We start from the raw sequence: 25,225 nt of genomic DNA, 5'->3' as shown, positions 1-25,225 counted from the left end.
AACGAAAGAGCGGTAAAAGCGAACAAAAAGTGTGCCGCTTCGATACCTCTACGTCTGCCCCTTTCCGTGTTACTTGAACACTTCCTTGTTCTTTGCATAACCGATCGCCTGCTGACGCGCGATCAAACCGCGCTTCACCAGATCGAGCAGGTTTTGATCCAGGGTCTGCATGCCGTACTGCTGGCCGGTCTGGATCGAGGAATACATCTGCGCAACCTTGTCCTCGCGGATCAGGTTGCGGATGGCGGGTATGCCCACCATGATTTCGTGCGCCGCCATACGGCCGCCGCCCACTTTCTTCAGCAGCGACTGCGAAATCACCGCGCGCAGCGATTCCGACAACATCGAGCGCACCATCGGCTTTTCGCCAGCCGGGAACACGTCGATGATGCGGTCGATGGTCTTAGCCGCCGAGCTGGTGTGCAGCGTGCCGAACACCAAGTGGCCCGTTTCCGCAGCGGTGAGCGCCAGTCGGATGGTTTCCAGGTCGCGCAACTCGCCCACCAGGATGAAGTCCGGGTCTTCGCGCAGCGCCGAACGCAGCGCCTCGTTGAAGCCGTGCGTGTCGCGGTGCACTTCGCGCTGGTTGACCAGGCACTTTTGCGAGGTGTGCACGAATTCGATCGGGTCCTCGATGGTGAGGATGTGACCGTATTCGTTCTTGTTGATGTGATCGACCATCGCCGCGAGCGTGGTCGACTTGCCCGAACCGGTCGGGCCCGTCACCAGAATCAAACCCTGCGGTTGCTCGATCAATTCGCGGAAGATCTTGGGGCAGCCCAAGTCGTCCAGCGTCAGCACCTCGGAAGGAATGGTACGGAACACCGCGCCCGCGCCGCGGTTCTGATTGAACGCGTTGACGCGGAAGCGCGCCAGACCGGGAATCTCGAAGGAGAAGTCGGTCTCGAAGAATTCTTCATAGTCGCGGCGCTGCTTGTCCGACATGATGTCGTAAATCAGCGAGTGCACTGCTTTGTGATCCAGCGCCGGAATATTGATGCGGCGCACGTCGCCGTCCACGCGAATCATCGGCGGCAGGCCCGCAGACAGATGCAAGTCGGACGCCTTGTTCTTCACCGAGAAGGCAAGCAGTTCGGCGATGTCCATCGGATGTTTCCCCTCAACCGATCGTCTATATGGAAGTGCATGCCACAAACTGGACGACGGTAGGTCATCCGGATAGACGTTCCGGCGCGGCTTGCCAGCCCACCATTCCCCCGATCCCGTGCAGCCACTCCGATACTACTCGCGACACGGGGCGGCCAGCCAGTCTTGCTCTTGCCTAAATGCGGGCCTAAGCACAGAAAAAGCCGGAAACGCGAACAGGGAACGGGAAACATCGCGATTGCAGCGGGTTATGTGCCTGCCGTTGTTTCACGTTTTCCGGATCGCCATGCTTGGCGCTGCGCCACCGGCTGCCTTACACCGCCCGATCCCTATTCCCCGTTCCCCGACGTCCAGTAAGGTATAAACCCCCGCATGACCCGGACTAGCTCACTGCAATGACACGTATCGCATTCATCGGCGGCGGCAACATGGCGCGCAGCCTGATCGGCGGCCTGATCAAGACCGGCGTGCCCGCCGCCAACCTGCGCGTCGCCGAACCGCAGGCGCAATCGCGCGAAAGCCTCGGGCGCGATTTTGGCGTCGCTACCTTTGCCGATAACCGGCAAGCCGCGGCGGACGCCGATGTGCTGGTGCTTGCGGTGAAACCGCAGATCATGCCGGCCATCCATGCAGAACTTCGCGATACCTTGCAGCGCAACCGGCCGCTCATGATTTCCATCGCGGCCGGCGTGCGCATTGATCAACTGGAGCGCTGGTTCGGCAATTTGTTGCCGATCGTCCGCTGCATGCCCAACACGCCGGCGTTGATCGGCGCAGGCGCCACCGGCTTGTGCGCCAATCTTCGCGTAACGCCCCAGCAGCGCGAACAAGCGCAACATATTCTGGACGCCGTCGGCACCACGCGCTGGATTCACGACGAAGCGCAGATGGATACCGTCACGGCGATCTCCGGTTCCGGCCCCGCGTATTTCTTCGCGCTGGTCGAAGCGCTGGAAGACGCCGCCGTGGCGCAAGGGCTGCCGCGCGAGACGGCACGCATTCTCGCAGCCCAAACCTGCCTGGGCGCTGGCCGCATGCTGGTGGAAAGCAACGAAGCGCCATCGACGCTGCGCCAACGCGTCACCTCACCCAACGGCACCACGCAGGCCGCGCTCGAAAGCTTCGGCGCCGACCAGCTTCCGCGCGTCGTCGCGCGAGCGGTGGCCGCCGCCACACGTCGCGGCGAAGAGCTTGCCGCTGCTCTGGATAAGGAATAATCGATGGAATATCTGCTCAAAGCGTTAGCGATGGTGATCCAGGTTGTGTTCGGCGCGGTCGCAACGCTCTTTCTATTTCGCTTGCTGGCCGAAGCCAATCGCGCCGACTTTCAAAATCCGCTTAGCCAGTTTGTCTACCGCTATACCAATCCGGTGCTGGCGCCCATGCGCCGTGTATTGCCGAATTGGCGGCGCTTCAATTTCGCTGCATTGCTGGTGTTGTGGTTCACCTTGATGCTTGAGCGCGTATTGATCTACGCCTTGTTCGGTCTCGATCCGTCGTGGTCGGGCGTGCTGGTGCTCTCCATCGCCGATGTGATCGACTTTGTGCTGCTATTCTACATCGTGGTGATTTTCGGCTGGTCCCTGCTCAGCATGTTTTCCGCCGACCCGTACCATCCCTTGATCCGCCTCGCCGGAACGATCGTGCAACCGGTGCTGCGTCCGCTGCGCGGCAAGCTGGTGGTGGGAAATATCGACTTTTCGCCGACGGTCGTGGTGATCGTCTTACTGCTGGCGCGCATGCTGTTGGTGGCGCCCTTGTTGGATTTCGGTAACGAATTGGCGCGAATGGGGTAACGCGTATGCGCAAGCACTCGCTCTTGCTATGCCTGGGCCTTGCATCCGGCGCATGCGGAGCGGCGCCGTCTGAACCGCCGCAGGTGATCGTGCATGGCACTGTCACCACCGCAAGCGGCGAACATCCGGCGTGGCTTACGTTGATGTGCACGCAAGGATCGGGCGGCGCACTTTCTTTGATGCTGGCGTTGACCAGCGACAACGCCCCCGAATTTCCCTTCGATGCATTCGAGGGTCCCGGCGCGCCGGCATCGCACCAACCGAGCGCGCAGTTCCGCATAGGCCAACAATCCTTCGCACCTGTCGCCGTATCCGGTTGGTACAGCGCTGAAGGTCACGGCGTGTTTGTGTTCGGCGCCAGCACGACGTCGAAACGACGAAATTCCGTGGTGCGCGCGGCCGCGTTGCTGAGCAAGCCGGGCGTCACGTTTACGTGGATTCAGAACAGCAACAACATCCAGACCCCGCCGTTAGTGGCGCATTTCCAGCCGGATTCCACGCAAAGCCGCGCGCTCATGCGCATGGCGGCGCCGTGCCTGCCGAACGCGAAGCAACCTCAACGCTGACGGGCGACCCAATCGGCCATCACGGCATGAAGGGCGTCCAACCCGTCGAACAGCGCAGCAGGCCCTGGCTGCAGAATGATCGGCGATTTGATTTCATGCATATCGCCGTGCAGCACGGCGGGAATCGCCTTCCATCCCGGTCGCTCCGCGACGCGCTCGGGGCGAAAACGCTTGCCGCACCAGGAGCCGAGAATGATGTCCGGCGCGCGTTTTATCACCTCGCTGCCGTCCGCCAATATGCGGTGCTTAGCCAGCGATTCGCGCGCAAGCTCGGGGAATAAATCTTCGCCGCCGGCGATGCCGATCAATTCAGCTACCCAACGAATGCCGGTGATGATCGGCTCGTCCCACTCCTCAAAATAAACCTTCGGCCGCTTCGGCCACGCCGCCGCGGCCGCGCGCACTTGGGCGAGATGCGCTTCGGCGCGCTGCGCGTAACGCTCGGCTTTTTCGTAGGCGCCAACCATCGCACCGAGTCGACGAATGTACGCAAGAATGCCATCCACGCTGCGATGATTGCTGATCCACACCTCGATGCCCGCGTGAATCAACTCGCGCGCAATATCCGCCTGGATATCGGAAAAACCGATCACCAGATCCGGTTCGAGCGCGAGAATTTCTCCGACCTTTGCGCTGGTGAAAGCCGATACCTTCGGCTTCTCCTTCCGCGCGCGCGGCGGACGAACGGTGAAGCCGGAGATGCCGACGATGCGGTCTTCTTCGCCCAGCGCGTAGAGAACCTCGGTGGGCTCTTCGGTGAGGCAGACAATGCGTTGCGGAAAGGAATCGTTCTGTGCCATGCGACCAATACGTTAATGCCCGAACACCGTAACCATTACCTTGCGCTGATGCGGATCCACCCGGTGTTCCCAAAGGTAAATCCCCTGCCACGTACCCAAATGCGGTTTGCCGCCATGCACAGGAAGGGTCAGGCTCACGCCGGTAAGAATGGCGCGCACATGCGCAGGCATATCGTCGGGGCCTTCGGCGTCGTGTTCAAAGATCGAATCGCCGTCCGGCACCGCGCGGGTAAACCAACGTTCCAGATCGGAGCGCACCGCCGGATCGGCGTTCTCGCTGATCAAAAGCGAGCAACTCGTATGCGTCGTAAACACGTTCACGATACCGGTCTGCACGCCGCTGGCGGATACCAGTTGCATCACTTTGTCGGTGATTTCGCTGAAACCGCGGCCGCGCGTGTGGACGGTGAATGCGTTTTGCGCAACATGTTCCGCAGGCGTGGCTCGGCTCATGGTGCGCTCCTTAGGGGTACAACAGCCGACTGGTCCAGGTTTGACCGTGACGATCCCAGCGCATGCGCTCGTGCAACCGGAAATTGGCGCCGTACCAGAATTCGATCATATCCGGCTCCACCACGTAACCGCCCCAGTGCGGCGGACGCGGCACGTCGCGATCGGCATACTGCTGCTCGAAGTGCGCCACGCGCTGCTCGAACGTCTCGCGGGCGGGCAGCGTTTGCGATTGCAGCGATGCCCACGCGCCGATCTGGCTGCCGCGCGGACGGGTGGCGAAGTATGCATCGGATTCTTCGGCGGACATTTTGCGCGCCAAACCCTCCACCCGCACCTGCACACCTTCGCGCAACCGCTTCCAGTGGAAGCACAGCGCCACCTGCGAGTGGGCGTTCAGCTGCGTGCCCTTGTCGCTTTCGTAGTTGGTGAAGAAGCGGAACCCACGCTGGTCGACCCCTTTCAGCAGTACGATGCGCGAGCTGACACGGCCTGCGGCATCGACGCTGGACAGGTTCATGGCGGTCGGCTCGGGGTCGCCGCTGGCGACGGCCTGGTCGAGCAGTGTATTGAAAGTGTCAAGAATCTCGGGCTTGAGCATGGGATGATCTGATCCATTTTTCGCAGGCGTCACCGGCCCTGTCTGTTCGCAGCCCATAGGGACGGCGGTGAAGGCAGACTGGCCGTCTGTCGAGCCGACGGACCGAAGGGATGCGGACAGACAGGGCCGGCCCCAACAGATTGATTGTAAACGACGGGGTGATATCCAGAAGGCCCATTCGGCGTGCCGCGCGTCTTGGCAAGACGGCCAGTCTTCCCGGCACCACGCAACACGCCGAATGGGCCTTCTGGATATCATGACGCCTGCGAAAAATGGATCAGAGCATCCCAGGGCTTGAATCGTGGCAGGTGCACGTCATGATGTCGCGATGAAGGATGATGCTAGCACGCAGAATCAGGCCCTAGCCGGGCACCTGCTGGATCATTACGCCGGGCGCATCGCGCGAACGCACCGGCCGTATGTGCTCGGACTCTCAGGTTTGCAAGGAAGCGGCAAGAGTACCTTGGCGCGTGTGATCAAAACGCAAGCCGAGCACCGCGACTGGCCGACCGAAGTGCTTTCCCTGGACGACTTCTATTACTCGCGCAGCGAACGCGAGGCGCTGGCCCATCAAATTCACCCCTTGCTGCGTACCCGCGGCGTGCCTGGCACGCATGAGATCGAACTGCTGCTGTCGGTTTTGCTTGCCCTGCCCCACGCCTCGGAAAAATTCCCCGTAACCTGGCCGCGCTTCGACAAGGGACGCGACACGCGCATGCCGCCGTCCAAATGGCCGAGCGTGACCCGACCGCCCCGTCTGGTCGTGGTGGAAGGCTGGGCGCTGGGACTGCGCCCGCAACTGGAAAGCGCACTGGAAGAACCGGTCAACGAATTGGAACGCACCGAAGACTCGGATGGAAGTTGGCGCCACTGGGTCAACAAACAACTGCGCACCTATCAACCCCTTTGGCGCAAGCTGGATGCGCTGATCGTGCTGCAAGCTCCGAATTGGGAAGTCGTGCGCGACTGGCGCAGCGAAACGGAAAAAGCGCTGCTGGCGCGTGGGGCGCCGCTGGCGATGGACGCGCAGGCCATGAAACGCTTCCTCGCTCACTTCGAACGGCTCAGCCGGCATGCACTAGCGACGTTGCCTGTCCTCGCCGATACCTGTGTGGAGTACGACACCCATCATCGCGTATTGGGTCTCAACCACAGTTGATCTGTTAGGCGACGCGCGCCGCAAACATAACTTGCGCGCGAACAACACACGACACTTTCCGCATCGGCTCGATACTTTTCGGAAAAGTTCTATTGCCCGAATCGGCGGCCCGACCATAATCGATCCACAGCAAAGTCCCGCACGACGCCGTACGGAAATCACACGGCCGGCCACGTATTTTGTCACTACACCAAACGCCGAAACTCTTCCCTTAGCACGAGCGTAGGTCGCTGCAACGCTGCCGCTTATTCGCAGCGCCACCAGCGCCGACGAACCGTATTCATTGAGCTGCGCAGCATCATGTCCACGAAATTGGTCAACGAAAAAAAACCGTCCAGCGAACGCATCATCCGCGTGGTTATCGCAGACGACCATCCGCTGTTGTTGGCGGGCCTCACCCACGAACTCCAAGATCAGCCTGATCTGACCATCGTCGGCTCGGCCGCCAATTCCACGTCCCTGATGGATCTGCTGGAGAATCAATCGGTGGACGTGATCGTTTCCGATTACGCGATGCCGGGCGGCCGCCATGGCGACGGCATTACCTTGTTCGGACTGCTGAAGCAGCGTTACCCGCAAATTCGCCTTATCGCCCTAACGGTGATGAACAACGCCAATGTGATCCGTTCGTTGCTTGCGCAAGACATCAATTGCATCGTAAGCAAAGCCGATTCGCTGGAATATCTCACCACCGCGCTCTACGCCTCGCTTGCGGGCAAGCGCTATTTATCGCCCAGCATCGAAACCGTGGTGCACCGGCATAGTATTCACGGTGGTGCGTCCGCATCGCGCACACGCCATTTGTCGACGCGTGAATTGGAAGTGGTGCGGCTTTTCGTATCCGGATTTACCATCAGCGAAATCGCCGAACATCTCAACCGCAGCAAGCAAACGGTAAGCACGCAAAAAATGAGCGCAATGCGCAAACTCGGCATCACCCGCGATGCCGACCTGATCAAATACGGCATCGAAGAAAATCTCACGTCGCAAACAGCCGAGACGCACGCCCGAAGCATCGCGTCGGTGCTATCCGGCGGAAATCAATCCTGACGCGCCGGCAAGATGGACGATTGCATGCTTCTTAGCATCTGCGCGTAACCGTCGCGCGCATCGGGCCACATCATGGAAAAGCCGGAGGCTCGAAGCCGAGCATTGCTGAGCCGCTTGCTGCCCACTGCGGTGGGCGCCGGCCCTTCGGGTACGGGCGGCGCACCGATTTTTGCGGCGAGATCGTCGTAGAAAACGTGCAGCGGCAAAGGCGTGTCATCAACACCGACATAAACCTGCTCCGCGTGGGGCAACGCCAACAGATGCGCGATCGCCGCGGCCGCATCATCCACATGGATGCGATTGGCCCAATGCGGTGCCGTGCGCGGCGCCCTCGCCTGGGCCGCCATCAATCGGTCGAGTAACTGCGTGCGTCCTGGCCCGTAAAGCCCCGCTAGCCGCAACGCGACCGACTCCGTCGCGCGCGCCGCCAGCATTCGCTCCGCCTCCCACAAGACCTCGCCGTTGAAGCTCAACGGTGCGGGCGGCGTGGACTCATCCACCCAATCGCCGCCGTGTTCGCCATAAACGGCGCTGGAGGAAACCAACAACGACCTGCGTAGTTCAGATGCGTCGAGCGCATTGAGCACGTTGCGCAATCCGTCGAGAAATACGGCGCGATAGCGTTCCTGTTGGCGCGCGTCCGGCGCCGGCGCAAAGACAAGTTGGGTGATGTGCCTCGGTAACGCGATCAAAGTCTCAGGCCGGGTCAGGTCCGCCGACAGCCAACGGATCGCTCCACCATCTTCCGGCGGATGCCGGCGAATCGCATAAACCTCATCGCCGCGCGCCAGCAGCGAACGCGCCACACGCTCGCCCAGATCGCCGCAACCGGCTATCAAAACACGTTCGGACATCCATTCACCTGTAGGGGCTCGATTTCGTTCCCCTGCTACTATCCTCACATGAATCCTTCGCGCAACCTCTTTCTGATCGGGCCGACGGGCGCCGGCAAAACCTCGATCGGCCGCCAGCTTGCCGCGCGTTACCACATGCCGTTTCTCGATCTCGACCAGGAAATCGAACGCGTGACCGGCGTTTCGGTCAACACCATCTTCGACGTCGAGGGCGAAGCCGGATTTCGCCGTCGCGAGCGCGCGTTGCTCGACGAATGTAGCGATCGCAGCGGCGTGGTGCTGGCGAGCGGCGCGGGCGCGGTGCTCGACCCGGACAATCGCCGCAGCCTGCGTGAGCGCGGTTATGTGGTGTGGTTGCAGGCCACCGTGTCGCTGCAATTGCATCGACTTGCACACGATACGTCGCGCCCGTTGCTCGCCGACGCTGATCGCCATCGCAAACTGGAAGCCATGGCCGCCGCACGCACGTCGCTTTATGAGGAGATCGCCGATCTCATCATTCCGCCCGGCCACGAGCACGAAGGCGTTGCCTTGGCGAGCGAGCGTTGTTTCACATTGATCGATAAAACCTGGAATCGAGGGGTGCTCTGACTCATTTTGCGTAGGCGTCACCGGCCCTGTTTGTTCGCAGACCACAGGGCCGTTGGTGATGGCAGACTGGCCGTCTGTTGAACCAACGGACCGAAGGTATGCGGACAAACAGGGCCGGCCCCATCGCATTGATATACTAAGTGGGGTGATGCCCAGAAGGCTCGCACGCAGTGTTGCGCGCCTTGAACAGACGGCCAGTCTGCCCTACGCCGCGCAACACTGCGTGCGAGCCTTCTGGACATCATGACGCCTACGCAAAATGAGTCAGAGCACCCCAACCGCATGATGAGCACGACCACGCCGCAAGAAACCATCACCGTTACGCTCGGCGAACGCAGTTATCCCGTCTGGATCGGCCGCGGCTTGTTGGACGATCACGCACGCTGGCGCGCTGCGCTGCGCGGGAAACATGCGATGGTAATCAGCAACAGCACGGTCGCGCCGTTGTATCTGGAGCGGGTTGCGCGTGGACTGGATGGTTTGCACTGGTCCTCGTTCCTACTCGACGACGGCGAAGCGCACAAAAGTTTCTCCAATGTCGGTTCGGCGCTGGAAGCGCTGAGCAAGCTCGGCGCAACGCGCGATGCCTGCGTGATCGCATTGGGCGGCGGCGTTGTGGGCGATCTTGCGGGCTTCACGGCAGCATGCTGGATGCGAGGGATCGATTTCATTCAGATGCCAACCACCTTGCTGTCGATGGTCGATTCATCTGTCGGCGGCAAAACCGGCGTCAATCTACCTGCTGGCAAGAATCTCGTCGGCGCGTTTCACCAGCCGCGCGCGGTCGTGGCCGATATCGGTACGCTGGATAGCCTGCCCGCACGCGAATATCGCGCCGGCATGGCGGAAGTCGTCAAAGGCGCGGCGATCGGTGATGCGCCGTTCTTCGGATGGCTGGAGCAAAACGCCGCCGCCTTGGCCGCACGCGAAGAAACAGCGCTTATCCAGGCGATTGCGACCAAGGTTCGCTACAAAGCCGGCGTCGTGGCGCGCGACGAAACCGAACAAGGCGAGCGCGCCCTGCTCAACCTCGGGCATACGTTCGGGCATGCGCTGGAAACGGCCGGTCGATACACGACCTTGCTGCATGGCGAAGGTGTCGCGGTAGGCATGGTGCTGGCAGCGCGGCTGTCCGAACGGCTCGGCATGAGCGCGACTGACGACACGCAGCGCCTTGTGGGCCTGTTGGCGGCGATCGGGTTGCCGACCACCGTTCCAGCCGGCTTCGACGCCGATCATCTGTTGGCTTTGATGCGGTTGGACAAGAAGAACACGGCCGGCACGTTGAGGCTGATTCTGTGGCGCGGCATCGGGCGCGCGGAAATCGTCTCGGGTGTCGACGAAGCGGATGTGCTTGCCCTGCTGCGCGAGGCGTGCGTCGGGCGCTGACGACCGGCCGACGCCATTTCCCTACCCTTCCTCAACGGCCGATAAGGGCTTCGTGCGGTCGCCCTCGCTAGCAAGCCGCCTCCCATCTAAAATGACCGATCTGCGGCGTTGTGGCCGTATCGTTAACCAGGGACGCCATGCGCCTCTATTTGCAAACCATGCCAGCCTCGGCCGAACCGCCGCGCTATGTCCAGATCGTGCTGGAGCAGGATCTGCTCGGCGGCTGGACGCTTTATCGCGAGTCCGGCACGCAAGGCGGCCGCGCCACGCTCAAGCGCGACCAATACCTGGAACGCGACGAAGCCATCGCCGCCTTCGAAAAAGTGCGCGATGCCCAGCTCAAGCGCGGCTATCGCGTGATGTTTGCCCAGGGGCTCGATGGCCCTCACGGACGCCGATAAATCATGGATACCCCCCTCAAGAATGATCGCTTGCTGCGCGCCCTGCGCCGCGAGCCCGTCGACGCCACGCCGGTTTGGGTGATGCGCCAGGCGGGCCGTTATCTGCCCGAGTACCGCGCCACGCGCGCCAAGGCCGGCAGCTTTATGGCGCTGGCCCAAAATCCCGAGCTGGCGTGCGAAGTCACGCTGCAACCGCTGGAACGCTTCGACCTGGATGCGGCGATTCTGTTCTCGGACATTCTCACCATTCCAGATGCGATGGGCCTGGGCCTATCGTTCGCGCAAGGCGAAGGTCCGCAGTTTGCGCGACCGGTGCGCACGCGCGCCGACGTGGAACGGCTCGGCGTGCCGGATATGGAAACCGAGCTGCGTTACGTGATGGACGCCGTGCGCGTGATCCGCCGCGAACTCGCCGGCCGCGTGCCGCTGATCGGGTTTTCCGGCAGCCCGTGGACACTGGCCTGTTATATGGTGGAAGGCGAAGGTTCGCGCGATTTCGCCACCGCCAAAGCGATGTGTTGGAACGATCCGGCTTTGGCGCACACGCTGCTGGATACCTTGGCGCGCTCCGTTTCCGCCTATCTCATTGCACAAGCCGCTGCGGGTGCGCAGGCGTTGATGGTATTCGACACCTGGGGCGGTTTACTGGGTCCCACGGCGTTTCGCGAATTCTCGCTGCGCTATCTGTCGCAAGTCGTGGCCGCGCTCAAGGCGAACGTCCATACGCGCGATGTACCGGTAATCCTTTTTTCGAAAGGCGCGAATGCGCATCTCGTCGAGATGGTCGATACCGGCTGCGCCGCGCTCGGCGTGGATTGGACCATCGACATTGGCGACGCACGCCGCGCAGTCCATGGAAAAGTCGCGCTGCAAGGCAATCTCGATCCCGCCGTGTTGCGCGCTAGTCCCGATGTGATTCGCCGCGAAGTCCATCGTGTGCTCGACAGTTACGGCAACAACCCGGGGCACGTGTTCAATCTGGGGCACGGCGTGACGCCCGAAGTCGATCCCGAACACGTCAAGGTGTTGGTGGACGAGGTGCACTCGTTCAGCCGTTTGCTTCGCGCGACATAAAACGCATGCGTCCCTGTCGGCGGCGACAGGGACGCACATATCGAATTACGCGTGCATATCTTCCAATTCCATGCCGCGCGTTTCGCGCACGGAGCGCATCACGAATAGCAGCGACAGGAACGCGAACAGCGCGTACAAGCCATACGCAAACGTAAGACCCAGTTCCGCCAGCCACGGGAATGTGCTGGTAATGACGAAGTTCGCAATCCACTGCGCGGCCGCCGCCACCGCCAACGCAATCGCGCGAATGCTGTTCGGGAACATTTCACCCAGCAGCACCCACACCATCGGTCCCCAGCTGAGGCCGAAACACACGACATAGGCATTCGCGGCGACCAGCGCAACGATGTTCCAAGGCGCCGGCAAACTCAGCGTCGCGCCGCTACCGGTCGCTTGCGAAAAACACCAGGCCATCATCGCCAGCGTAATCGCCATGCCGCCCGAACCGATCAGCAGCAGCGGTTTACGCCCGATCTTGTCGACCAAGGCAATCGCCACCAGCGTCACCAGCACGTTGACGATCGAGGTGACCACCGTGATCGAGAACGAATCCGCCTCGCTGAAACCCACCGAATGCCAAAGCGTGGACGAGTAATAGAAGATCACATTGATGCCGACAAACTGCTGGAACACCGAAAGCAGAATGCCCACCCACACAATTGGCAGCAAACCGGCGCGAGGACCGCGCAAGTCGCGCAAGCTCGGCCGATATTCCACTTTCAGGCTATGCGCGATGTCGTTGATCTTGGCATCCAGCGCGTGATCGCTGTGCAGATCCAACACCTTCGCAAGCACCACACGCGCTTCGGCCGGACGTCCGCGCGCCACCAGATAACGTGGCGACTCCGGCACGCCCAGCACCATCACACCGTAAATAAGCGCGGGCACCGTGGCGACCAGGAACATCCAGCGCCACGCTTCCAAGCCGAACCAAAGTTTCTGCGCGGCGCCGCCTGCGGTGCTGGCAAGCCATGCATCGCTCAACAACGCGACGAAGATGCCGAGCACGATCGCCAACTGCTGCATCGAACCCAAGCGACCACGCACGTTCGCCGGCGACACTTCGGCGATATAAGCCGGCGCGATCACCGACGCCATGCCGACGCCGATACCGCCGATCACGCGCCAGAACATCAAATCCCACACGCCGTGCACGAGGCCGGAACCCAGCGCGCTCATCACCAGAAACAACGCCGCAACTTGCATGGTGCGCACGCGCCCCAATCGATCCGCCAGCGGACCCGCGTACCACGCGCCAACCGCCGAGCCCAACAACGCGCACGACACTGCAAAACCGATTTGACCGGCGCCCAGGCCAAATCCATGCCGCACCGCATCAACCGCGCCATTGATCACGGCCGTATCGAAGCCGAACAAAAATCCGCCGATCGCCGCCGCAGCGGCAATCAACACGACTCGCGCCGTGGTGCGTGCTTCTTCCCCTTGTCCCGCGCTTTTCTCTGTATTGGTGTTTATATGCATCGGAATCATGCTCCCCGCATGATGGTTTCAAGTCGTGGACGATTCTGCGTACCGTCCCCTCTCCTTGTCCGCCTGAATACGTATGCAAAACCCGTTAGGGCCTGTTCGCACTATTTGCGTAGCCCGCGTTGCCGTTGAGTGGCCGTCAGGTGGTAGTGTGCGGCGCTGGCGTGACTGGCTGTCAAGCCAAGCCGCGCGCTGCCGCATGGCGGCCACTCAACGGCAACCCGTAGGGCCGGGTCTGTTTGCCCGCCACCCGGCGTCATCGCTCAGTCGTGTACGGACGTACACTCCCTCGCTCTTCCTTGGCTGGCGCGCAAACAGCTCCCGGCGCGGGCCACGCAAATAGTGCGATCAGGCCCTAGCTTCCTGCGCCGGTGAAACTATCACGCTCCGTAGCTTCTGGTTCGGGCGATAAGTGGTCGAAGAAGCGTCGGACCTCCCCGACATCCCGCGTTCGCGGCATCGGCGGCAAACTATTGAGAAACAACTTGCCGTAACCCTTGGTGGTCAGACGCGGATCGCACAACACCAGTACGCCGCGATCATGGACATCGCGGATCAGGCGTCCCGCGCCCTGCTTGAGCGCAATGACAGCCGAAGGAACCTGCCACCCCATAAACGGGTTGATGCCCGCCTGCTCCAATGCTTCCAGGCGTGCCTGCAACACCGGATCGTCCGGGGCGGCGAACGGCAGCTTGTCGATCATTACTACCGACAAGGCTTCACCGGCGACGTCGACGCCTTCCCAAAAACTGGCCGCGCCAAGCAGTACGCCGTGGCCACTGGCACGGAAGTCTTCCAACAACTGATGACGCGGCGCGGTGCCTTGCACGAACAACGGCCAAGGCACGCGATCAGCCAGCAAATCGGCGGCTCGACGCAAGGCGCGATGCGACGTGAACAACAGGAAGGCCCGGCCGTTGGATGCTTCCAACACCGGCATCACCGCGTCGATCACGCGATCGGTGTAATCGCGCGCAGCCGGATCGGGCAAGCCTTCCGGCATGTAGCACACCGCTTGCTGCGCATAGTCGAAAGGACTTTCGAGGCTCAATGTCTGCGGATCGTCCAGACCAAGCTGCCGCGCGAAGTGATCGAACTGTCCTGCAACCGACAACGTTGCCGACGTGTGTATCCACGCCGCATGCGTGCGCTCGCGCATTGCGCGTAACGGCCCGGCGAGATCGAGCGGCGTGGCATGCAGCGCGAATCCGCGCGGAAACAATTCGTACCAGCGCACATCTTGTTCGGAATGTTCTTCGATGATGCGGTCGAGACGTTCCGTCAAACTCGCTGCACGCTCGTGCACATTCATAAAGCCGCGCGAACGTTCGGCCTGCGACGCGAGCACATCGGTCAATGCGGCGAGCAATTCCGCCAGATCGCGCAGACCCGATTGCACGCCATCGCGCTGCAGAAGTTCATGGAACGAACCGCGCGTCGGCAATGCATCGAGCGTCAAGCGCAGTTTGCGCACGGTTTCCTGCAACGCCTCAACGGGTTCGAGCAGCAAGCCGATAGCGCCGGTGATGCCGTCGCATTCCGCCAACGCATCTTGCGCCAGCTCGGTGAGTTGGCGCGCGCTCAAACTTTGCGAAAAGAACTGCCCAGCCAATTCGGGAATCTGATGCGCTTCGTCCAGAATAAACGCCTGCGCACCGGGAAGAATTTCGCCGAAACCTTCCTGCTTCAACGCAAGATCGGCGAACAACAGATGATGATTCACCACCACCAGGTCCGCTTCCTGTGCTTCGCGCCGCGCAGTCACGACGTGGCAGTCGTCGTAGAACGGACATTCCACGCCCAGGCAATTTTCCGGCGTGGAGGTGACGCGTATCCACAGCGACGAATCTTCCGGCACTTCGGCCAGTTCCATGCGATCGCCGCGACGCGTGCGCGCCGACCATGCACGAATCGCCGCCAAATGCTGCGCCTGAGTGCGATCGAAACTCGCTCCTTCGCGCACTGTTTGATCGAGTCGATACAGACACAGGTAATTGGCACGGCCTTTCAGCAACGCGGTTTTCAGTCGAGCACCCAACACCGAACGCACTTTCGGCAGATCGCGGAAGAACAACTGATCCTGCAGCGCCTTGGTTCCGGTCGAAACGATCACGCGCTCGCCCGACAACAGGGCCGGCACGAGGTACGCATAGGTTTTGCCCGTGCCTGTGCCAGCTTCGGCGATCAGGGTTTCGCACTCGGCAATGGCGTGCCGGACCGCACGCGCCATCGCCTGCTGCGCTGGACGGGGTGCGAAGTTCGGCAACTCGCGGGCGAACGGGCCGTCGGCGCCAAGCAACGCGCCGATGTCATCGTGGTCGGTCATGCCGTCAGTATCGCGCAGCATCGACGTACGGGGAACCGGTGTAACCTCCCGCCTGCAGACGCGAATAGCTGCGGAAGTGCGTTGCCACATCACCGCCATAAGGAGCTAAGCCATGAACGTCGAATTGCAGATGCTTGCCTGGAGTGTCGTGCTGGGCCTGGTACAAGTCATGATCGCCGCCACCGGCATGCTTGGGCAGCGGGGGTTGGGTTTCGCCGCCAGTCCGCGCGACGCCGGAGGCTCGTTAGTGGGCGTAGCCGGGAGACTGGAGCGCGCACGCGCCAATTTTATGGAGACCTTCGCGCTGTTCGCTGCGGTCGTGCTGGCCGGGTATTTACTGCAACGGCATACCGCGGCGACCGTCCTCGGCGCACAACTTTATTTCTGGGCGCGCCTGGTTTATGTGCCGGTCTACGCGTTGGGCATTCCGTATCTGCGCACGGCGATCTGGACCGTCAGCATCGTCGGCATCGTGATGTTGCTGACGCCGCTGTTCTAGGGCCTGTTCGTATCGGCCGCGTCGACGACGCGGCCGATACGCTCGCTTTCTATCGCGACCATCGCGTCGCTTAGCTTCGCAATATCGCAGTGCCGATCGACGCCGATGCGAAACAGCAATTCGCCTTCCGCGCTGCGCGAGGAATGGATCGAATCCAGATTTATGTCGCGCTCTTCGAACACCGACAACAACGCACGCAACGAACCAGGCTTATCCAACGGAAGAAACACGCTGATGTAGCGCGGCTCGTGCAAATCGGCCAGCAAATAGCCGAGACGTTCGAACGCGTAGCTGCCTTCGGCCAGCGCTTGATCACCGACATAGGCGCGGCTTTCATCGAGCAGTTTTTTCCGCAATTCTTCTCGCGCCGCATCGTCGCCCCTGCTTACGAGACGGCACAACGCTCCCATATGCGTCGCCAATCGCTCCAGCATCGGTTCGACGTACGGGTTCTCGAATTGGATGTCCTGATAAATGGTGGGATTGCTGGCAAGAATGCGGCGCGTCACCGCGTTGTCCAATTCGTAGCCCACCGAACTGAAGGGACGAATGCCGTCGAGACCGCCCACTGCCGGCGCCAGATCGCGCAACACCGCGCCTTGCGCCATATGCGTCGCGTGCACCATGCCTTGTACCAGCGCCATGACGCGATCGTGCCGATCCGCATCGGCGCGCACGCATTCGGCTTCGGTCGCGGCAAGAAAACGTTCCAGCCATGGCCGCCATGCATCCAGACGCGCTTCGCACACTACCATCGCTCGGCCGCGCAACGTGGGCGACTTGGGCGCGGCGCTCATCGGATGCAAGCCGACGACTTCCGCGTGCGACGCCAGCATGGCAGTGACCGGCGCCACTTTGATGGACGTGATATCCATCCAAAGTTGCGCGCGACCGATACCCGCAGCCTGTTTCGCGTAGTGGCGGATGACGGTGGGCGTTTGACGAATCGGCGCGCAGAAAATCAACACGTCGACCGCTTCGATCAACGCGCGCTCGGTCAGCACCGTATCGCCGCTTGGGTCTCGCCCAACGACGTGCAAACCCATGCGATCTTCAAAAAATCGACGGAGCCAGCGTCCGTAAGAACCCTGACTGCCGACCAGTCCAATCCGTGGTTTTTCGTGACTCATCGATTACATCAGAGACGCTGCACGCCGGCTTCGTGGCATTCGCCCAGACCTTTGCTCGCTTCAGCGACACCGGCGGAATCGTTCGCGCGTGTGCGGATTTCCAGCACGGTTTGCCAGTTGCGCGCGCACAGCGGGCCTTGCTTGGAACCCAGCGTCCACGACTGACGCGCCAATTTCTCGGCCAACGAATAGTCGTTCATGTAAATCGCCACTTCCGCACGATCCTGCAGCACCGCAGGCGCTTCGGGATCACGCTTCAACGCCATATCGAGCTTGGTCGCCGCTGCGGGATATTGGCCGTTACGAATATCGGCATGCGCACCGTCTTGCAACGCGGCGATTCCCGGATCGCTCAACGGATGCACATTGATCACCGATTTATCGCGTTCGCCGGCAGCCTGGATGTCGGCCACCATCGCCGCATTGGATTTGATCGGCGACGGCTTGTCCGCTTCCGGCGAATTTTGCGCGCAGGCCGCAAGCAGCAGAACGGGAACGAACGGTGCGATAAGGCGTAGCGAACGACGGAGCGACATGGTCATTGTTGGGTACTGACATTAGTGGGGGCGGTGCCGGAGGGCGCTTGCGCACTCTGGCCGGAGCCGAAGAGGTTACCGATTTTTTGCCAGAAACACCCTTCCGAATCGGTGGAAAGCGTACCGGCAATCACCGGCACCTGCTTGGCGCCCGAGCACTGCGGGTCGCTGCGCTTGCCGTCGGCAGGATTGATCCACGCCATTTCCAAGCCTTCGCCGGGCGCTGCGGACAGCGGTACGGTGGGCAGCTTGCGGAACAATTCCTGCCACGCACGCAGCGCGCCGGTGGCGCCGAACAAGTGGCTGGGCTTGTTGTCGTCGCGTCCCATCCAGAACACGCCCAGGCGATCGCCGGTAAAGCCCGCGAACCAGCTGTCGCGAAGTTCGTTGCTGGTGCCCGTCTTACCCGCCGCATGCAGATACGCCAGGCTGGATTCGGCCAAGGAGTGCGCTGTGCCATACGTCGCCACTTGCTGCATCGCCCAGGTCACCAGGCGCACGGCGGGCTGATATTCGCCCTTGCCGCTTTCCACTTCGTAGCGCTTGATCGTGTGGCCGTTGCCGTCGACCACGCCGCTGACCGAAAGCAACGGCAGCGCATGTCCGTCGGACGCCAGATACTGGTAGAGCTGCGCTACCTGGATCGGCGCCAGATCGATCGCGCCAATCAGGAGCGACGGGCCGGGTTGGATCGGTTCCAATCCGAACGAATCCAAAAACGCCTTGATGCGCGGTACGCCTACTTCCAGGCCCATATGGATGGTGGCGAGATTCCACGAATACGCCAGCGCGTCCACCATCGGCACCATGCCGTGGCTTTGGTTGTCGTCGTTATGCGGCGTCCACGGCGTGCCGTCGGGTTGGCGCATGCTGATCGGCGAGTCGTCCAATGGTGTGGCGAGATTGAATCGATCGGGCTGCGTTAGCGCGACCAGATAGACGAACGGCTTGATGGTGGAACCGATCGGTCGGCGTTCGTCCAGGGCGCGATTGAAGCCTTGCTCGTCCGCAAACTTGCTGCCGACCACGGCGAGCACGCTGCCGGTTTTGGAATCGGTAATCACCGCGGCGGCCTGCGTATCGTCGCTGCGTTTGCCCAGACCCTTGATCGCCGTATCGATCGCCTGCTCGGTGTAAAGCTGCGTGGCCGGATCGAGCGTGGTGAAGATCGACAAATTGCCTTGTTTAAGCGTGTCTTCGTCGAAATCGTTGGTGATCTGCTGTCGCACCAACTCCATAAACGCCGGGAAGCGATCGTGCGGCAGCTGGCCGTCGGCAATCACACCGAGCGGCGTGGCTTGCGCGGCGTGCGCTTGCTGCGGCGTCAGCAATCCTGTGGTCACAAATTGATCCAGCACCAGATTGCGGCGCGCCAGCGCGCGATCCGGATAGCGACGCGGATCGAGCTGGCTCGGTCCTTTCACCAAGCCGACCAGCATGGCGATTTCCTGCGGACGCAAATATTCCAGTCGGCGACCGAAATAAAACTCGGACGCGGCGGCGAACCCATGCACCGCTTGACTGCCCTGCTGACCGAGAAACACTTCGTTGATATACGCCTCGAGAATGCGCGATTTGCTGTAGTGCATCTCCAGCAGAATCGACATCAGCGCTTCGTTCAACTTGCGCCCCATCGTCTGTTCGCGATTCAAGAACAGATTGCGCACCAATTGCTGCGTGAGCGTGGACGCACCTTGCACCGTGTGCCCGGCGCGCAGGTCGGCGAACGCCGCGCGAAGAATCGCCGTGAAATCCACGCCGATGTGATGCTTGAAATCGCGATCTTCAACCGCCTGCAAACCGCCGATCAGCAAGGGCGGCACGTCGTTCAATTGCACGAAGCGACGATCTTCTTGCTTGGCGCCGTACACTGTGGCGATGCGGCCCGGATCCAGATGCGTTTCGTTGATGGATTTGCCGGCGCCTAGATCCGTCACCGACTGCACGATGCCACTGCCGAGCACCACGCGAATATGCTTGGGCAATTCGCCGCCATCTGGGCCGGCGTAGCCGCGCGACGAAATGAAGTAGACGTTGCCCTTCTTCGACCAGCTGCCCGGCACATCGCCACGACCGTCGGCGACGTAGCCGGAGAACGTAAGGTCGACTTCCAGCGCGGCCGGTGTCATCGGCACATCCGGCGCAAGCCGCAAAGGCTGCGAATAGACGCGTGTCGGAACGGCGAAGACCAGATCGCTGAAACGATCCTGCACGCGTTTATTGAGAATCAGCGAGTACGGGAGCAGAAACCCGAAAAACAAACCCGTGCAGACCCAGAACGGAATGCGCACCCACGGCCAGATAGCGCTTGCGATCGATCGAATTCGGCTCAGAAAGTCCAACGCGGGGGTTCCAGTGAGTGGAGGGGCGGTACGGCAATGCTAGGGCCTGTCACCCAGCGGCCAGATGAACGCAACCTTGCTGCAAATGACGCCGCACGGCCCGGGAGGGGCTTTTCTACGGGCAATTCACGCGAACCCTCACGGATGCCAGCAATCGACATCCGGCCGGAAGGGGCGCGGCTGAACGCCGAGGATGCGCGTCACTTCCGTATTGTCGGCGATGAGATCGCTCTCAAGACGGCTCAACGGACCACGCAAACGCCCGGCGCTGCGGCGCGCGAGGTGCAGCAGCCATCCGGGCACCGGCAAAAGAAGCGTGTCGACCGGCAAACTGCGGCGCACACGCGCGAACATTTCGCTCACCGGCAACCTTTCGCCGCCGCCGATCGGAAGAATCTTTCCCGCCGACGCCGCGATATCCAACGCCGCTAGCGCCGCGTAGGCAAGGTCTTGCGCATGCACCGGCTGACGCATGCCGCGCCCTGCCGGCAACGGAAAAAGCCGCGTGCGCATCGCGCGCTGGGCAATCGGAGTGAGGCTTTTATCCAAGCCGGCGCCGTAGATCAGCGTGGGTCGCAGCACCGTCCATTCGCTGCCGTGTTTCGCACAGGCTTCGGAGACCGCGTTTTCGCCGTCGCGCAGCCGCTGCGAAAGTTCGCGTTCGGCAGGCACTTCGGAAACGCGCTTGCTTTCCGCGCTCATCGAACTGGTCACGACGACGCGCGGCGCGTGCGGCAGCGACGCGCGGCCGAGCCAATGCGCGAACGGATGCAACGGGCCGAAGCTGAAAATGGCGGAGATATCGTCGACCGCCGGCACCGCGTCGGGCAGATGTCCCGTCAGCCACGTCTCCCCGTGCGTCGACGCGCGAGCGGAACGGCTTATCGCAACGACGGGCTCACCGCGAGCAGCAAGCAGCGGCAGCAGAAACTGCCCGATCTGGCTGCTCGCGCCAAACACCAATACCGTCATCGACCGCCCTGCATGCGAGCGAGAAGCTGCTGCACACGCTGATCGTTCGGCGACAACCGGCGTCCTTGTTCGAGCGAGCCCGCGGCGTTATTCCGGTCGCCGCTGTCGAGCTGTTGTTCGGCTTGGTCAAACCAGGCCGACGCCAAGCGTTGACTGGATATCGCCAATACCGTGTCGCCGGGTGACAGATTGTCCAGCGCATCGAGCAGACTGCCGGCTTTGGCGAGATTGCCGCCGCGCAGCGCATCGTTGAATTGACGCTGCACCAGACCAGGCAATGCCTGCAGGCCGGACAAGGCTTCAGGATTGTTGCCGTCGATCGACAGTGCGCCGCGATAAAGGTCGTACGCGCAATTGCCCGGCGGCGACATGATGTCGCCGCGCGCCGCCGCTTGTCGCGCACGCTGCACCATATCGGCCACTTGGATTTGCTGCTGTCCCGTCAACGCCACGGGCGGCGTCGTGTCGCCTTCGTCGTCCGAACGTTGATCCGACTTCGTCGCCACATCGGCTTTCGCAATCGTATTGGTCGGGGGCATGTGCTGCGGCGAGGGCTGCACAGGCTGCGATGCAGGACGTTGCAAGCGCGCACGCGCGGCGATCAGATCGGCCGATTGAGGCGCAAACGCTTCGGCTTGATCGAGCAACTGCTTCGCGTGATCGGCGTCGCCCGCGTCGATCGCTGCATTCGCTTGCACGATCAACGCTTCGGCCACCTGACCCAGCCCGGCTTTTGCCTGCGCATTATTCGGATCGATCGCCAACGCCGCTTTGTAATGCGCCAACGCGGTGTCGTTGCCGTCGCCGCTGATGCGTCCTGCACGCAACGCATCGTTACCCTCGTTGATGGCATCGGTAAGCGCATTGCCCGCTTGCGCCTGCTGTGCGGAAAGCGATGCGCGCAGCGTCGGCAGTTGCGAATTGTTGGGCGAAATCGCAGCCAGTCGATCGACTTCAGATGCCGCCGTGGCGACATCGTTGGCGGCCAGCGCTTTTTGAATTTGCGCGGCCATCGCATCGCCGACTTGGTCCAAGCCATGTCGCGCCACCGCGTTATCCGGTTCAGCCGAAAGCACGCGCTGGTAAAGCGCGGCGGCGCCGTCGGGACCATCGAGCTTGTCGTCACTGAGCGCTTGCTGGGCTTGCGTGATCAACGTATCCGTGTGACCCGTCGACACTTGTGCTTTGGCGATAGCTTCGGAGAGACGATCCACATCGCTGCCGCCACCAAGCAATTCGCGCGCATTGGTCAACGCGTCGCTGGCTTCACCGATTTTGCCTGCCTGCAACGCGGCATCGGCGCGCGCGATTTCCGCACGGCCTACGTCGTTGAGACCCTGGCGCGCCGAATCGTTGTCCGGCTCCAGCGCGCGCGCAGCTTCGAACAACTCGCGCGCGCTGCTGCCGTCGGTGCCGTCCAGATGTCCTTGCTGCAAGGCGACTTGCGCACGATGAAGCACATTGTCGAAATCGGTGCGCGGCACCATGCCGCGCAAACGGCTTTCGTTGATCCACATACCCGCGACGACCGCCAGCACCACCGCCACGCCAATCAGCAGCGGTATTTTCCAGCGGCGCGGCGGCCGCGGATCGTAGTCGTCTTCCGGCGGCTGGTTGTGATGATTGCGCTGATAAATGGGCTCCACTCTGATCTGTGGCAGTCCATCGTCGAGATCGACACGCGGGAGCGGGCGATCCAGTTGATCCAGATTGCCCAGCGTCGGTTCGGTACGCCCGGGATTGCGCGGGTCGTTAGGAGTGCGGTTTCCGCTCATATGCTCGCGAGCTCAAGTCGATATGTTCAGCTTAGCATTGCGGTGTGGACACGGATTGACAGCGAAAAGTTGCGTTCAGGAACGTCATTTTTCCGCGCACACGCGCGGTAAAGGCACGAAAAATGCTGCGTCAGCCCGCCCCCACCCTTCGCGCCTCCACCACATTGGGCAGCGCCGACAGGCGGTCCAGCAAGGTGGAAAGTTGCTCGAAGTCCCGCACGCGCAGGGTGTAATGCATTTCCACCTCGGCAGTGCGCGCAAACAGCCGGCTGGAGGACGCAATGATGCCGACGTTGGCGTTGCTGATCACGCCCACCACATCCTTTTGCAGCCCTTTACGGTCGTAGCCGTTGAGCTGAATGGTCACCTCGTAAGCCTGCGCAGAGGCGCGCCCCCAGCTGACGTCGATCACTCGATCCGGATCGCGCCGCGCCAGTCGCGCCAAGCTGGCGCAGTTGGCGCGATGAACCGAAATGCCGCGCGTACGGGTGATGAACCCCCGCACCGGATCGCCCGGCAACGGCTGGCAACAATGCGCCAGCACGGTAAGTAAATTGCCGACGCCTTCGATTGTGATGGCGCTGTGATCGAACACGGTCGGTCGCACCGGCGCCACGGGCACGCTGGGCAATGTTTCGGCCGGTTGCTGCGACTCCTGCAACACGCGCGCCACCTGCCCGCCGCTGATTTCGCCGAGGGCGAGTCCGATCAGCAATTCGTCCTGCGTTTGCAGATGGAACAACGGCGGCAATTTGGCGATATCGACATCCGGTAGCGCCAGCCGTTTCAACTCGCGCTCCAGCATGGTGCGACCGGCCGCGAGATTGGCCTCGTGCGCGCTGCGACGAAACCATGCCCGCACTTTGTCGCGCGCGCGGCTGGTGTGCAGATAGCCGTGATGCGGCGACAACCAGTCGCGTCGCGGCTCGGCGATTTTGGTGGTGAGAATCTCCACGCGATCACCACTGTGCGGTTGAAACGTCATCGGCACGATGCGTCCGTTGACCTTGGCGCCGCGGCAACGATGACCGACTTCCGTGTGCACGTGATACGCGAAATCGAGCACGGTGGCGCCGTGCGGCATGTCGACCACTTCGCCGCGCGGCGTCAGCACGTAGACGCGATCTTCGAGCAGCTCGGTTTGCAATTCGGCGGCAAGCTCGCCGTCGTCGTTGCGCGGTTCGAGCAGCTTGCGCATCCAGGCGATTTTCGCTTCGAAGTCCGCATCGCCGCTGCCGCCTTCCTTGTAACGCCAATGCGCGGCGACGCCCAGCTCGTTGGCGCGATGCATCTCGTGCGTGCGTATCTGCACTTCCAGCGTTTTGCCGTGCGGGCCGATGACCGCGGTATGCAGCGAACGGTAGCCGTTGCTCTTGGGACGCGCGACGTAATCGTCGAACTCGCCGGGCAAATGCGGCCACAGCGCATGCACGATACCGAGCGCGGCGTAACAATCGCCGACGCTATCGACCAGCACGCGCACAGCGCGAATGTCGTAGAGATCGGAAAATTCCAGCGCTTTGCGCTGCATTTTTTTCCAGATCGAATAAATGTGTTTGGGACGCCCCGCCAGATCCGCGTTGATGTCGGCCATGCGCACGGCCTCGCCCAGTTCGGCGAGCGCCTCGCGAATAAATTCCTCGCGATCGCCGCGACGCTCGTCGAGCAAGGCGGCGATGCGTCGATAGGTATCGGGCTGCAGATAACGGAAGGCGAGATCTTCCAGCTCCCATTTCAACTGCCAGATGCCGAGTCGGTTGGCGAGCGGCGCGTGGATATCGCGCGTGAGCCGCGCCAGTTCCTGACGCTCCGCTTCGGGCAAGCTGCTCGCGGCGCGCATGCGCGCCAACTGACGCGCCAGCAGCACGAACACCACGCGCACATCGCGAATGATCGCCAGCAGCAAACGGCGCAATCCTTCGGACCCGCCTTCCGGCGGCCGCTGCGCATGCAACGCCCATACGCGTTCCGCCGCCGTCTGGCCGGCGACCAGGCGCTGCAACTCTTCGGGCAAGGACGACGCGCGCTGTTCCCAAACCAGCGGATGTATGCGCGCGATTTCGAACCACAATCCGGCTGCCTGGGTTTGCGCATCGCACCCAAGCATGGCCAGCAGATCCAGCACGTCGCCGCACTCGCGCTCGTTGACGCCGTTTTGCGCGCACACCGACAGCGCGTCGGCCAGTACCGGGGGCAAGCTGCCAGCCCGTGACTGCCACGCCGCCAGATGTCCTACGGTGGTAGTGGCGTGAACCATGGTTTCTGTGCGTTCGGTGCGAAGATCGAGCATAGCTCAACCGTGCGAGGCGGGCATCGCAC

At 62.0% G+C, this 25,225-nt stretch carries 23 protein-coding genes; 10 read left to right on the top strand and 13 right to left on the bottom strand.

All coding sequences use genetic code 11. The features are described from left to right. Positions 1-69: 69 nt before the first annotated feature. On the bottom strand, positions 70-1,107 hold the full coding sequence (locus L0U79_RS07360) for a type IV pilus twitching motility protein PilT (RefSeq protein WP_233841225.1): 1,038 nt from the start codon (positions 1,105-1,107) through the stop codon (positions 70-72). Positions 1,108-1,502: 395 nt separating this feature from the next. Between L0U79_RS07360 and proC the strand changes: the two genes are divergently transcribed. Genes proC through L0U79_RS07345 form a run of 3 tightly spaced genes read left to right on the top strand, consistent with a single transcriptional unit; the run spans position 1,503 to position 3,469 of the window. Beyond that, positions 1,503-2,324 carry a pyrroline-5-carboxylate reductase gene (gene proC / locus L0U79_RS07355; RefSeq protein WP_233841224.1) on the top strand — a complete coding sequence of 274 codons (822 nt, stop codon included), beginning with the start codon at positions 1,503-1,505 and terminating at the stop codon, positions 2,322-2,324. Between the two features lie 3 nt (positions 2,325-2,327). Next, positions 2,328-2,903 (top strand): YggT family protein, encoded by a 576-nt coding sequence (locus tag L0U79_RS07350; protein WP_233841223.1) that lies wholly within the window; start codon positions 2,328-2,330, stop codon positions 2,901-2,903. A gap of 5 nt (positions 2,904-2,908) precedes the next feature. After that, positions 2,909-3,469 (top strand): hypothetical protein, encoded by a 561-nt coding sequence (locus L0U79_RS07345; RefSeq protein ID WP_233841222.1) that lies wholly within the window; start codon positions 2,909-2,911, stop codon positions 3,467-3,469. Here the strand turns inward: L0U79_RS07345 and L0U79_RS07340 are convergent. Genes L0U79_RS07340 through pdxH form a run of 3 tightly spaced genes read right to left on the bottom strand, consistent with a single transcriptional unit; the run spans position 3,460 to position 5,377 of the window. Beyond that, positions 3,460-4,269: a cobalamin-binding protein gene (locus L0U79_RS07340; RefSeq protein WP_233841221.1), complete on the bottom strand. Its 810-nt coding sequence runs from the start codon at positions 4,267-4,269 to the stop codon at positions 3,460-3,462. The genes L0U79_RS07345 and L0U79_RS07340 overlap by 10 nt on opposite strands. A gap of 12 nt (positions 4,270-4,281) precedes the next feature. Further along, entirely contained in the window at positions 4,282-4,722 is a 441-nt protein-coding gene (locus tag L0U79_RS07335; protein ID WP_233841220.1) for a secondary thiamine-phosphate synthase enzyme YjbQ, read from the bottom strand. Positions 4,723-4,732: 10 nt separating this feature from the next. Then, entirely contained in the window at positions 4,733-5,377 is a 645-nt protein-coding gene (pdxH, locus tag L0U79_RS07330) for a pyridoxamine 5'-phosphate oxidase (protein WP_255682630.1), read from the bottom strand. 271 nt (positions 5,378-5,648) lie between these two features. On the opposite strand from pdxH, the gene L0U79_RS07325 reads away from it, so the two are divergent. Continuing rightward, complete coding sequence (locus L0U79_RS07325; RefSeq protein WP_233841218.1) at positions 5,649-6,479, top strand: kinase; 831 nt, start codon at positions 5,649-5,651, stop codon at positions 6,477-6,479. Positions 6,480-6,779: 300 nt separating this feature from the next. Continuing rightward, positions 6,780-7,529 (top strand): response regulator transcription factor, encoded by a 750-nt coding sequence (locus tag L0U79_RS07320; RefSeq protein WP_233841217.1) that lies wholly within the window; start codon positions 6,780-6,782, stop codon positions 7,527-7,529. Here the strand turns inward: L0U79_RS07320 and L0U79_RS07315 are convergent. Continuing rightward, a complete protein-coding gene (locus L0U79_RS07315) occupies positions 7,520-8,383 on the bottom strand; it encodes an NAD-dependent epimerase/dehydratase family protein (protein ID WP_233841216.1) in 864 nt (287 codons plus the stop codon). The genes L0U79_RS07320 and L0U79_RS07315 overlap by 10 nt on opposite strands. A 48-nt stretch (positions 8,384-8,431) precedes the next feature. Between L0U79_RS07315 and L0U79_RS07310 the strand changes: the two genes are divergently transcribed. The 4 genes from L0U79_RS07310 to hemE all read left to right on the top strand — a co-directional run bounded on the left by L0U79_RS07310 (position 8,432) and on the right by hemE (position 11,838). Further along, positions 8,432-8,974 (top strand): shikimate kinase, encoded by a 543-nt coding sequence (locus tag L0U79_RS07310; protein WP_233841215.1) that lies wholly within the window; start codon positions 8,432-8,434, stop codon positions 8,972-8,974. 285 nt (positions 8,975-9,259) lie between these two features. Beyond that, entirely contained in the window at positions 9,260-10,363 is a 1,104-nt protein-coding gene (aroB, locus tag L0U79_RS07305; protein WP_233843860.1) for a 3-dehydroquinate synthase, read from the top strand. A 137-nt stretch (positions 10,364-10,500) separates the two neighbouring features. Further along, positions 10,501-10,764: a WGR domain-containing protein gene (locus tag L0U79_RS07300; protein WP_233841214.1), complete on the top strand. Its 264-nt coding sequence runs from the start codon at positions 10,501-10,503 to the stop codon at positions 10,762-10,764. 3 nt (positions 10,765-10,767) lie between these two features. Next, positions 10,768-11,838: a uroporphyrinogen decarboxylase gene (gene hemE / locus L0U79_RS07295; RefSeq protein WP_233841213.1), complete on the top strand. Its 1,071-nt coding sequence runs from the start codon at positions 10,768-10,770 to the stop codon at positions 11,836-11,838. Between the two features lie 45 nt (positions 11,839-11,883). On the opposite strand, the gene L0U79_RS07290 is transcribed toward hemE, so the two are convergent. Both L0U79_RS07290 and L0U79_RS07285 read right to left on the bottom strand, forming a co-directional pair. After that, complete coding sequence (locus tag L0U79_RS07290) at positions 11,884-13,320, bottom strand: sugar porter family MFS transporter (protein WP_233841212.1); 1,437 nt, start codon at positions 13,318-13,320, stop codon at positions 11,884-11,886. 361 nt (positions 13,321-13,681) lie between these two features. After that, complete coding sequence (locus tag L0U79_RS07285; RefSeq protein WP_233841211.1) at positions 13,682-15,652, bottom strand: ATP-dependent DNA helicase; 1,971 nt, start codon at positions 15,650-15,652, stop codon at positions 13,682-13,684. Between the two features lie 112 nt (positions 15,653-15,764). On the opposite strand from L0U79_RS07285, the gene L0U79_RS07280 reads away from it, so the two are divergent. Next, positions 15,765-16,151 carry an MAPEG family protein gene (locus L0U79_RS07280; RefSeq protein WP_233841210.1) on the top strand — a complete coding sequence of 129 codons (387 nt, stop codon included), beginning with the start codon at positions 15,765-15,767 and terminating at the stop codon, positions 16,149-16,151. Here the strand turns inward: L0U79_RS07280 and L0U79_RS07275 are convergent. The 6 genes from L0U79_RS07275 to L0U79_RS07250 all read right to left on the bottom strand — a co-directional run bounded on the left by L0U79_RS07275 (position 16,148) and on the right by L0U79_RS07250 (position 25,163). Further along, on the bottom strand, positions 16,148-17,281 hold the full coding sequence (locus tag L0U79_RS07275) for a prephenate dehydrogenase (protein WP_233841209.1): 1,134 nt from the start codon (positions 17,279-17,281) through the stop codon (positions 16,148-16,150). The genes L0U79_RS07280 and L0U79_RS07275 overlap by 4 nt on opposite strands. 8 nt (positions 17,282-17,289) lie before the next feature. Further along, positions 17,290-17,823 carry a tetratricopeptide repeat protein gene (locus tag L0U79_RS07270; RefSeq protein WP_233841208.1) on the bottom strand — a complete coding sequence of 178 codons (534 nt, stop codon included), beginning with the start codon at positions 17,821-17,823 and terminating at the stop codon, positions 17,290-17,292. Beyond that, entirely contained in the window at positions 17,820-20,159 is a 2,340-nt protein-coding gene (gene mrcB, locus L0U79_RS07265; protein WP_233841207.1) for a penicillin-binding protein 1B, read from the bottom strand. Before mrcB ends, L0U79_RS07270 begins: the two co-directional genes overlap by 4 nt. A gap of 138 nt (positions 20,160-20,297) precedes the next feature. Beyond that, positions 20,298-21,131, bottom strand: coding sequence for a hypothetical protein (locus tag L0U79_RS07260; protein ID WP_233841206.1), 834 nt, complete (start codon positions 21,129-21,131; stop codon positions 20,298-20,300). Beyond that, the gene (locus L0U79_RS07255; protein WP_233841205.1) at positions 21,128-22,906 is read right to left on the bottom strand and encodes a hypothetical protein; all 1,779 of its coding nucleotides are present in this window, start codon (positions 22,904-22,906) and stop codon (positions 21,128-21,130) included. The genes L0U79_RS07260 and L0U79_RS07255 overlap by 4 nt, the downstream gene beginning before the upstream one ends. Before the next feature lie 130 nt (positions 22,907-23,036). Then, positions 23,037-25,163 carry a bifunctional (p)ppGpp synthetase/guanosine-3',5'-bis(diphosphate) 3'-pyrophosphohydrolase gene (locus L0U79_RS07250; RefSeq protein WP_233843859.1) on the bottom strand — a complete coding sequence of 709 codons (2,127 nt, stop codon included), beginning with the start codon at positions 25,161-25,163 and terminating at the stop codon, positions 23,037-23,039. Positions 25,164-25,225: the final 62 nt, after the last annotated feature.

Origin of the sequence: Dyella sp. 2HG41-7 (assembly GCF_021390675.1) — a bacterium.
In the GTDB taxonomy this organism is placed as follows: Bacteria; Pseudomonadota; Gammaproteobacteria; order Xanthomonadales; family Rhodanobacteraceae; genus Dyella_B.
Note: the sequence above shows the minus strand (reverse complement) of the source record. Positions and strands in the feature narration are given on the sequence as shown.

What these genes read in the sequence shown, in the direction of transcription:
- L0U79_RS07360 (WP_233841225.1), bottom strand. Translation starts at nt 1,107, where the DNA reads ATGGACATCGCCGAACTGCTTGCCTTCTCGGTGAAGAACAAGGCGTCC.
- proC (WP_233841224.1), top strand. Translation starts at nt 1,503, where the DNA reads ATGACACGTATCGCATTCATCGGCGGCGGCAACATGGCGCGCAGCCTG.
- L0U79_RS07350 (WP_233841223.1), top strand. Translation starts at nt 2,328, where the DNA reads ATGGAATATCTGCTCAAAGCGTTAGCGATGGTGATCCAGGTTGTGTTC.
- L0U79_RS07345 (WP_233841222.1), top strand. Translation starts at nt 2,909, where the DNA reads ATGCGCAAGCACTCGCTCTTGCTATGCCTGGGCCTTGCATCCGGCGCA.
- L0U79_RS07340 (WP_233841221.1), bottom strand. Translation starts at nt 4,269, where the DNA reads ATGGCACAGAACGATTCCTTTCCGCAACGCATTGTCTGCCTCACCGAA.
- L0U79_RS07335 (WP_233841220.1), bottom strand. Translation starts at nt 4,722, where the DNA reads ATGAGCCGAGCCACGCCTGCGGAACATGTTGCGCAAAACGCATTCACC.
- pdxH (WP_255682630.1), bottom strand. Translation starts at nt 5,377, where the DNA reads ATGGGCTGCGAACAGACAGGGCCGGTGACGCCTGCGAAAAATGGATCA.
- L0U79_RS07325 (WP_233841218.1), top strand. Translation starts at nt 5,649, where the DNA reads ATGAAGGATGATGCTAGCACGCAGAATCAGGCCCTAGCCGGGCACCTG.
- L0U79_RS07320 (WP_233841217.1), top strand. Translation starts at nt 6,780, where the DNA reads ATGTCCACGAAATTGGTCAACGAAAAAAAACCGTCCAGCGAACGCATC.
- L0U79_RS07315 (WP_233841216.1), bottom strand. Translation starts at nt 8,383, where the DNA reads ATGTCCGAACGTGTTTTGATAGCCGGTTGCGGCGATCTGGGCGAGCGT.
- L0U79_RS07310 (WP_233841215.1), top strand. Translation starts at nt 8,432, where the DNA reads ATGAATCCTTCGCGCAACCTCTTTCTGATCGGGCCGACGGGCGCCGGC.
- aroB (WP_233843860.1), top strand. Translation starts at nt 9,260, where the DNA reads ATGAGCACGACCACGCCGCAAGAAACCATCACCGTTACGCTCGGCGAA.
- L0U79_RS07300 (WP_233841214.1), top strand. Translation starts at nt 10,501, where the DNA reads ATGCGCCTCTATTTGCAAACCATGCCAGCCTCGGCCGAACCGCCGCGC.
- hemE (WP_233841213.1), top strand. Translation starts at nt 10,768, where the DNA reads ATGGATACCCCCCTCAAGAATGATCGCTTGCTGCGCGCCCTGCGCCGC.
- L0U79_RS07290 (WP_233841212.1), bottom strand. Translation starts at nt 13,320, where the DNA reads ATGCATATAAACACCAATACAGAGAAAAGCGCGGGACAAGGGGAAGAA.
- L0U79_RS07285 (WP_233841211.1), bottom strand. Translation starts at nt 15,652, where the DNA reads ATGACCGACCACGATGACATCGGCGCGTTGCTTGGCGCCGACGGCCCG.
- L0U79_RS07280 (WP_233841210.1), top strand. Translation starts at nt 15,765, where the DNA reads ATGAACGTCGAATTGCAGATGCTTGCCTGGAGTGTCGTGCTGGGCCTG.
- L0U79_RS07275 (WP_233841209.1), bottom strand. Translation starts at nt 17,281, where the DNA reads ATGAGTCACGAAAAACCACGGATTGGACTGGTCGGCAGTCAGGGTTCT.
- L0U79_RS07270 (WP_233841208.1), bottom strand. Translation starts at nt 17,823, where the DNA reads ATGACCATGTCGCTCCGTCGTTCGCTACGCCTTATCGCACCGTTCGTT.
- L0U79_RS07260 (WP_233841206.1), bottom strand. Translation starts at nt 21,131, where the DNA reads ATGACGGTATTGGTGTTTGGCGCGAGCAGCCAGATCGGGCAGTTTCTG.
- L0U79_RS07255 (WP_233841205.1), bottom strand. Translation starts at nt 22,906, where the DNA reads ATGAGCGGAAACCGCACTCCTAACGACCCGCGCAATCCCGGGCGTACC.
- L0U79_RS07250 (WP_233843859.1), bottom strand. Translation starts at nt 25,163, where the DNA reads ATGGTTCACGCCACTACCACCGTAGGACATCTGGCGGCGTGGCAGTCA.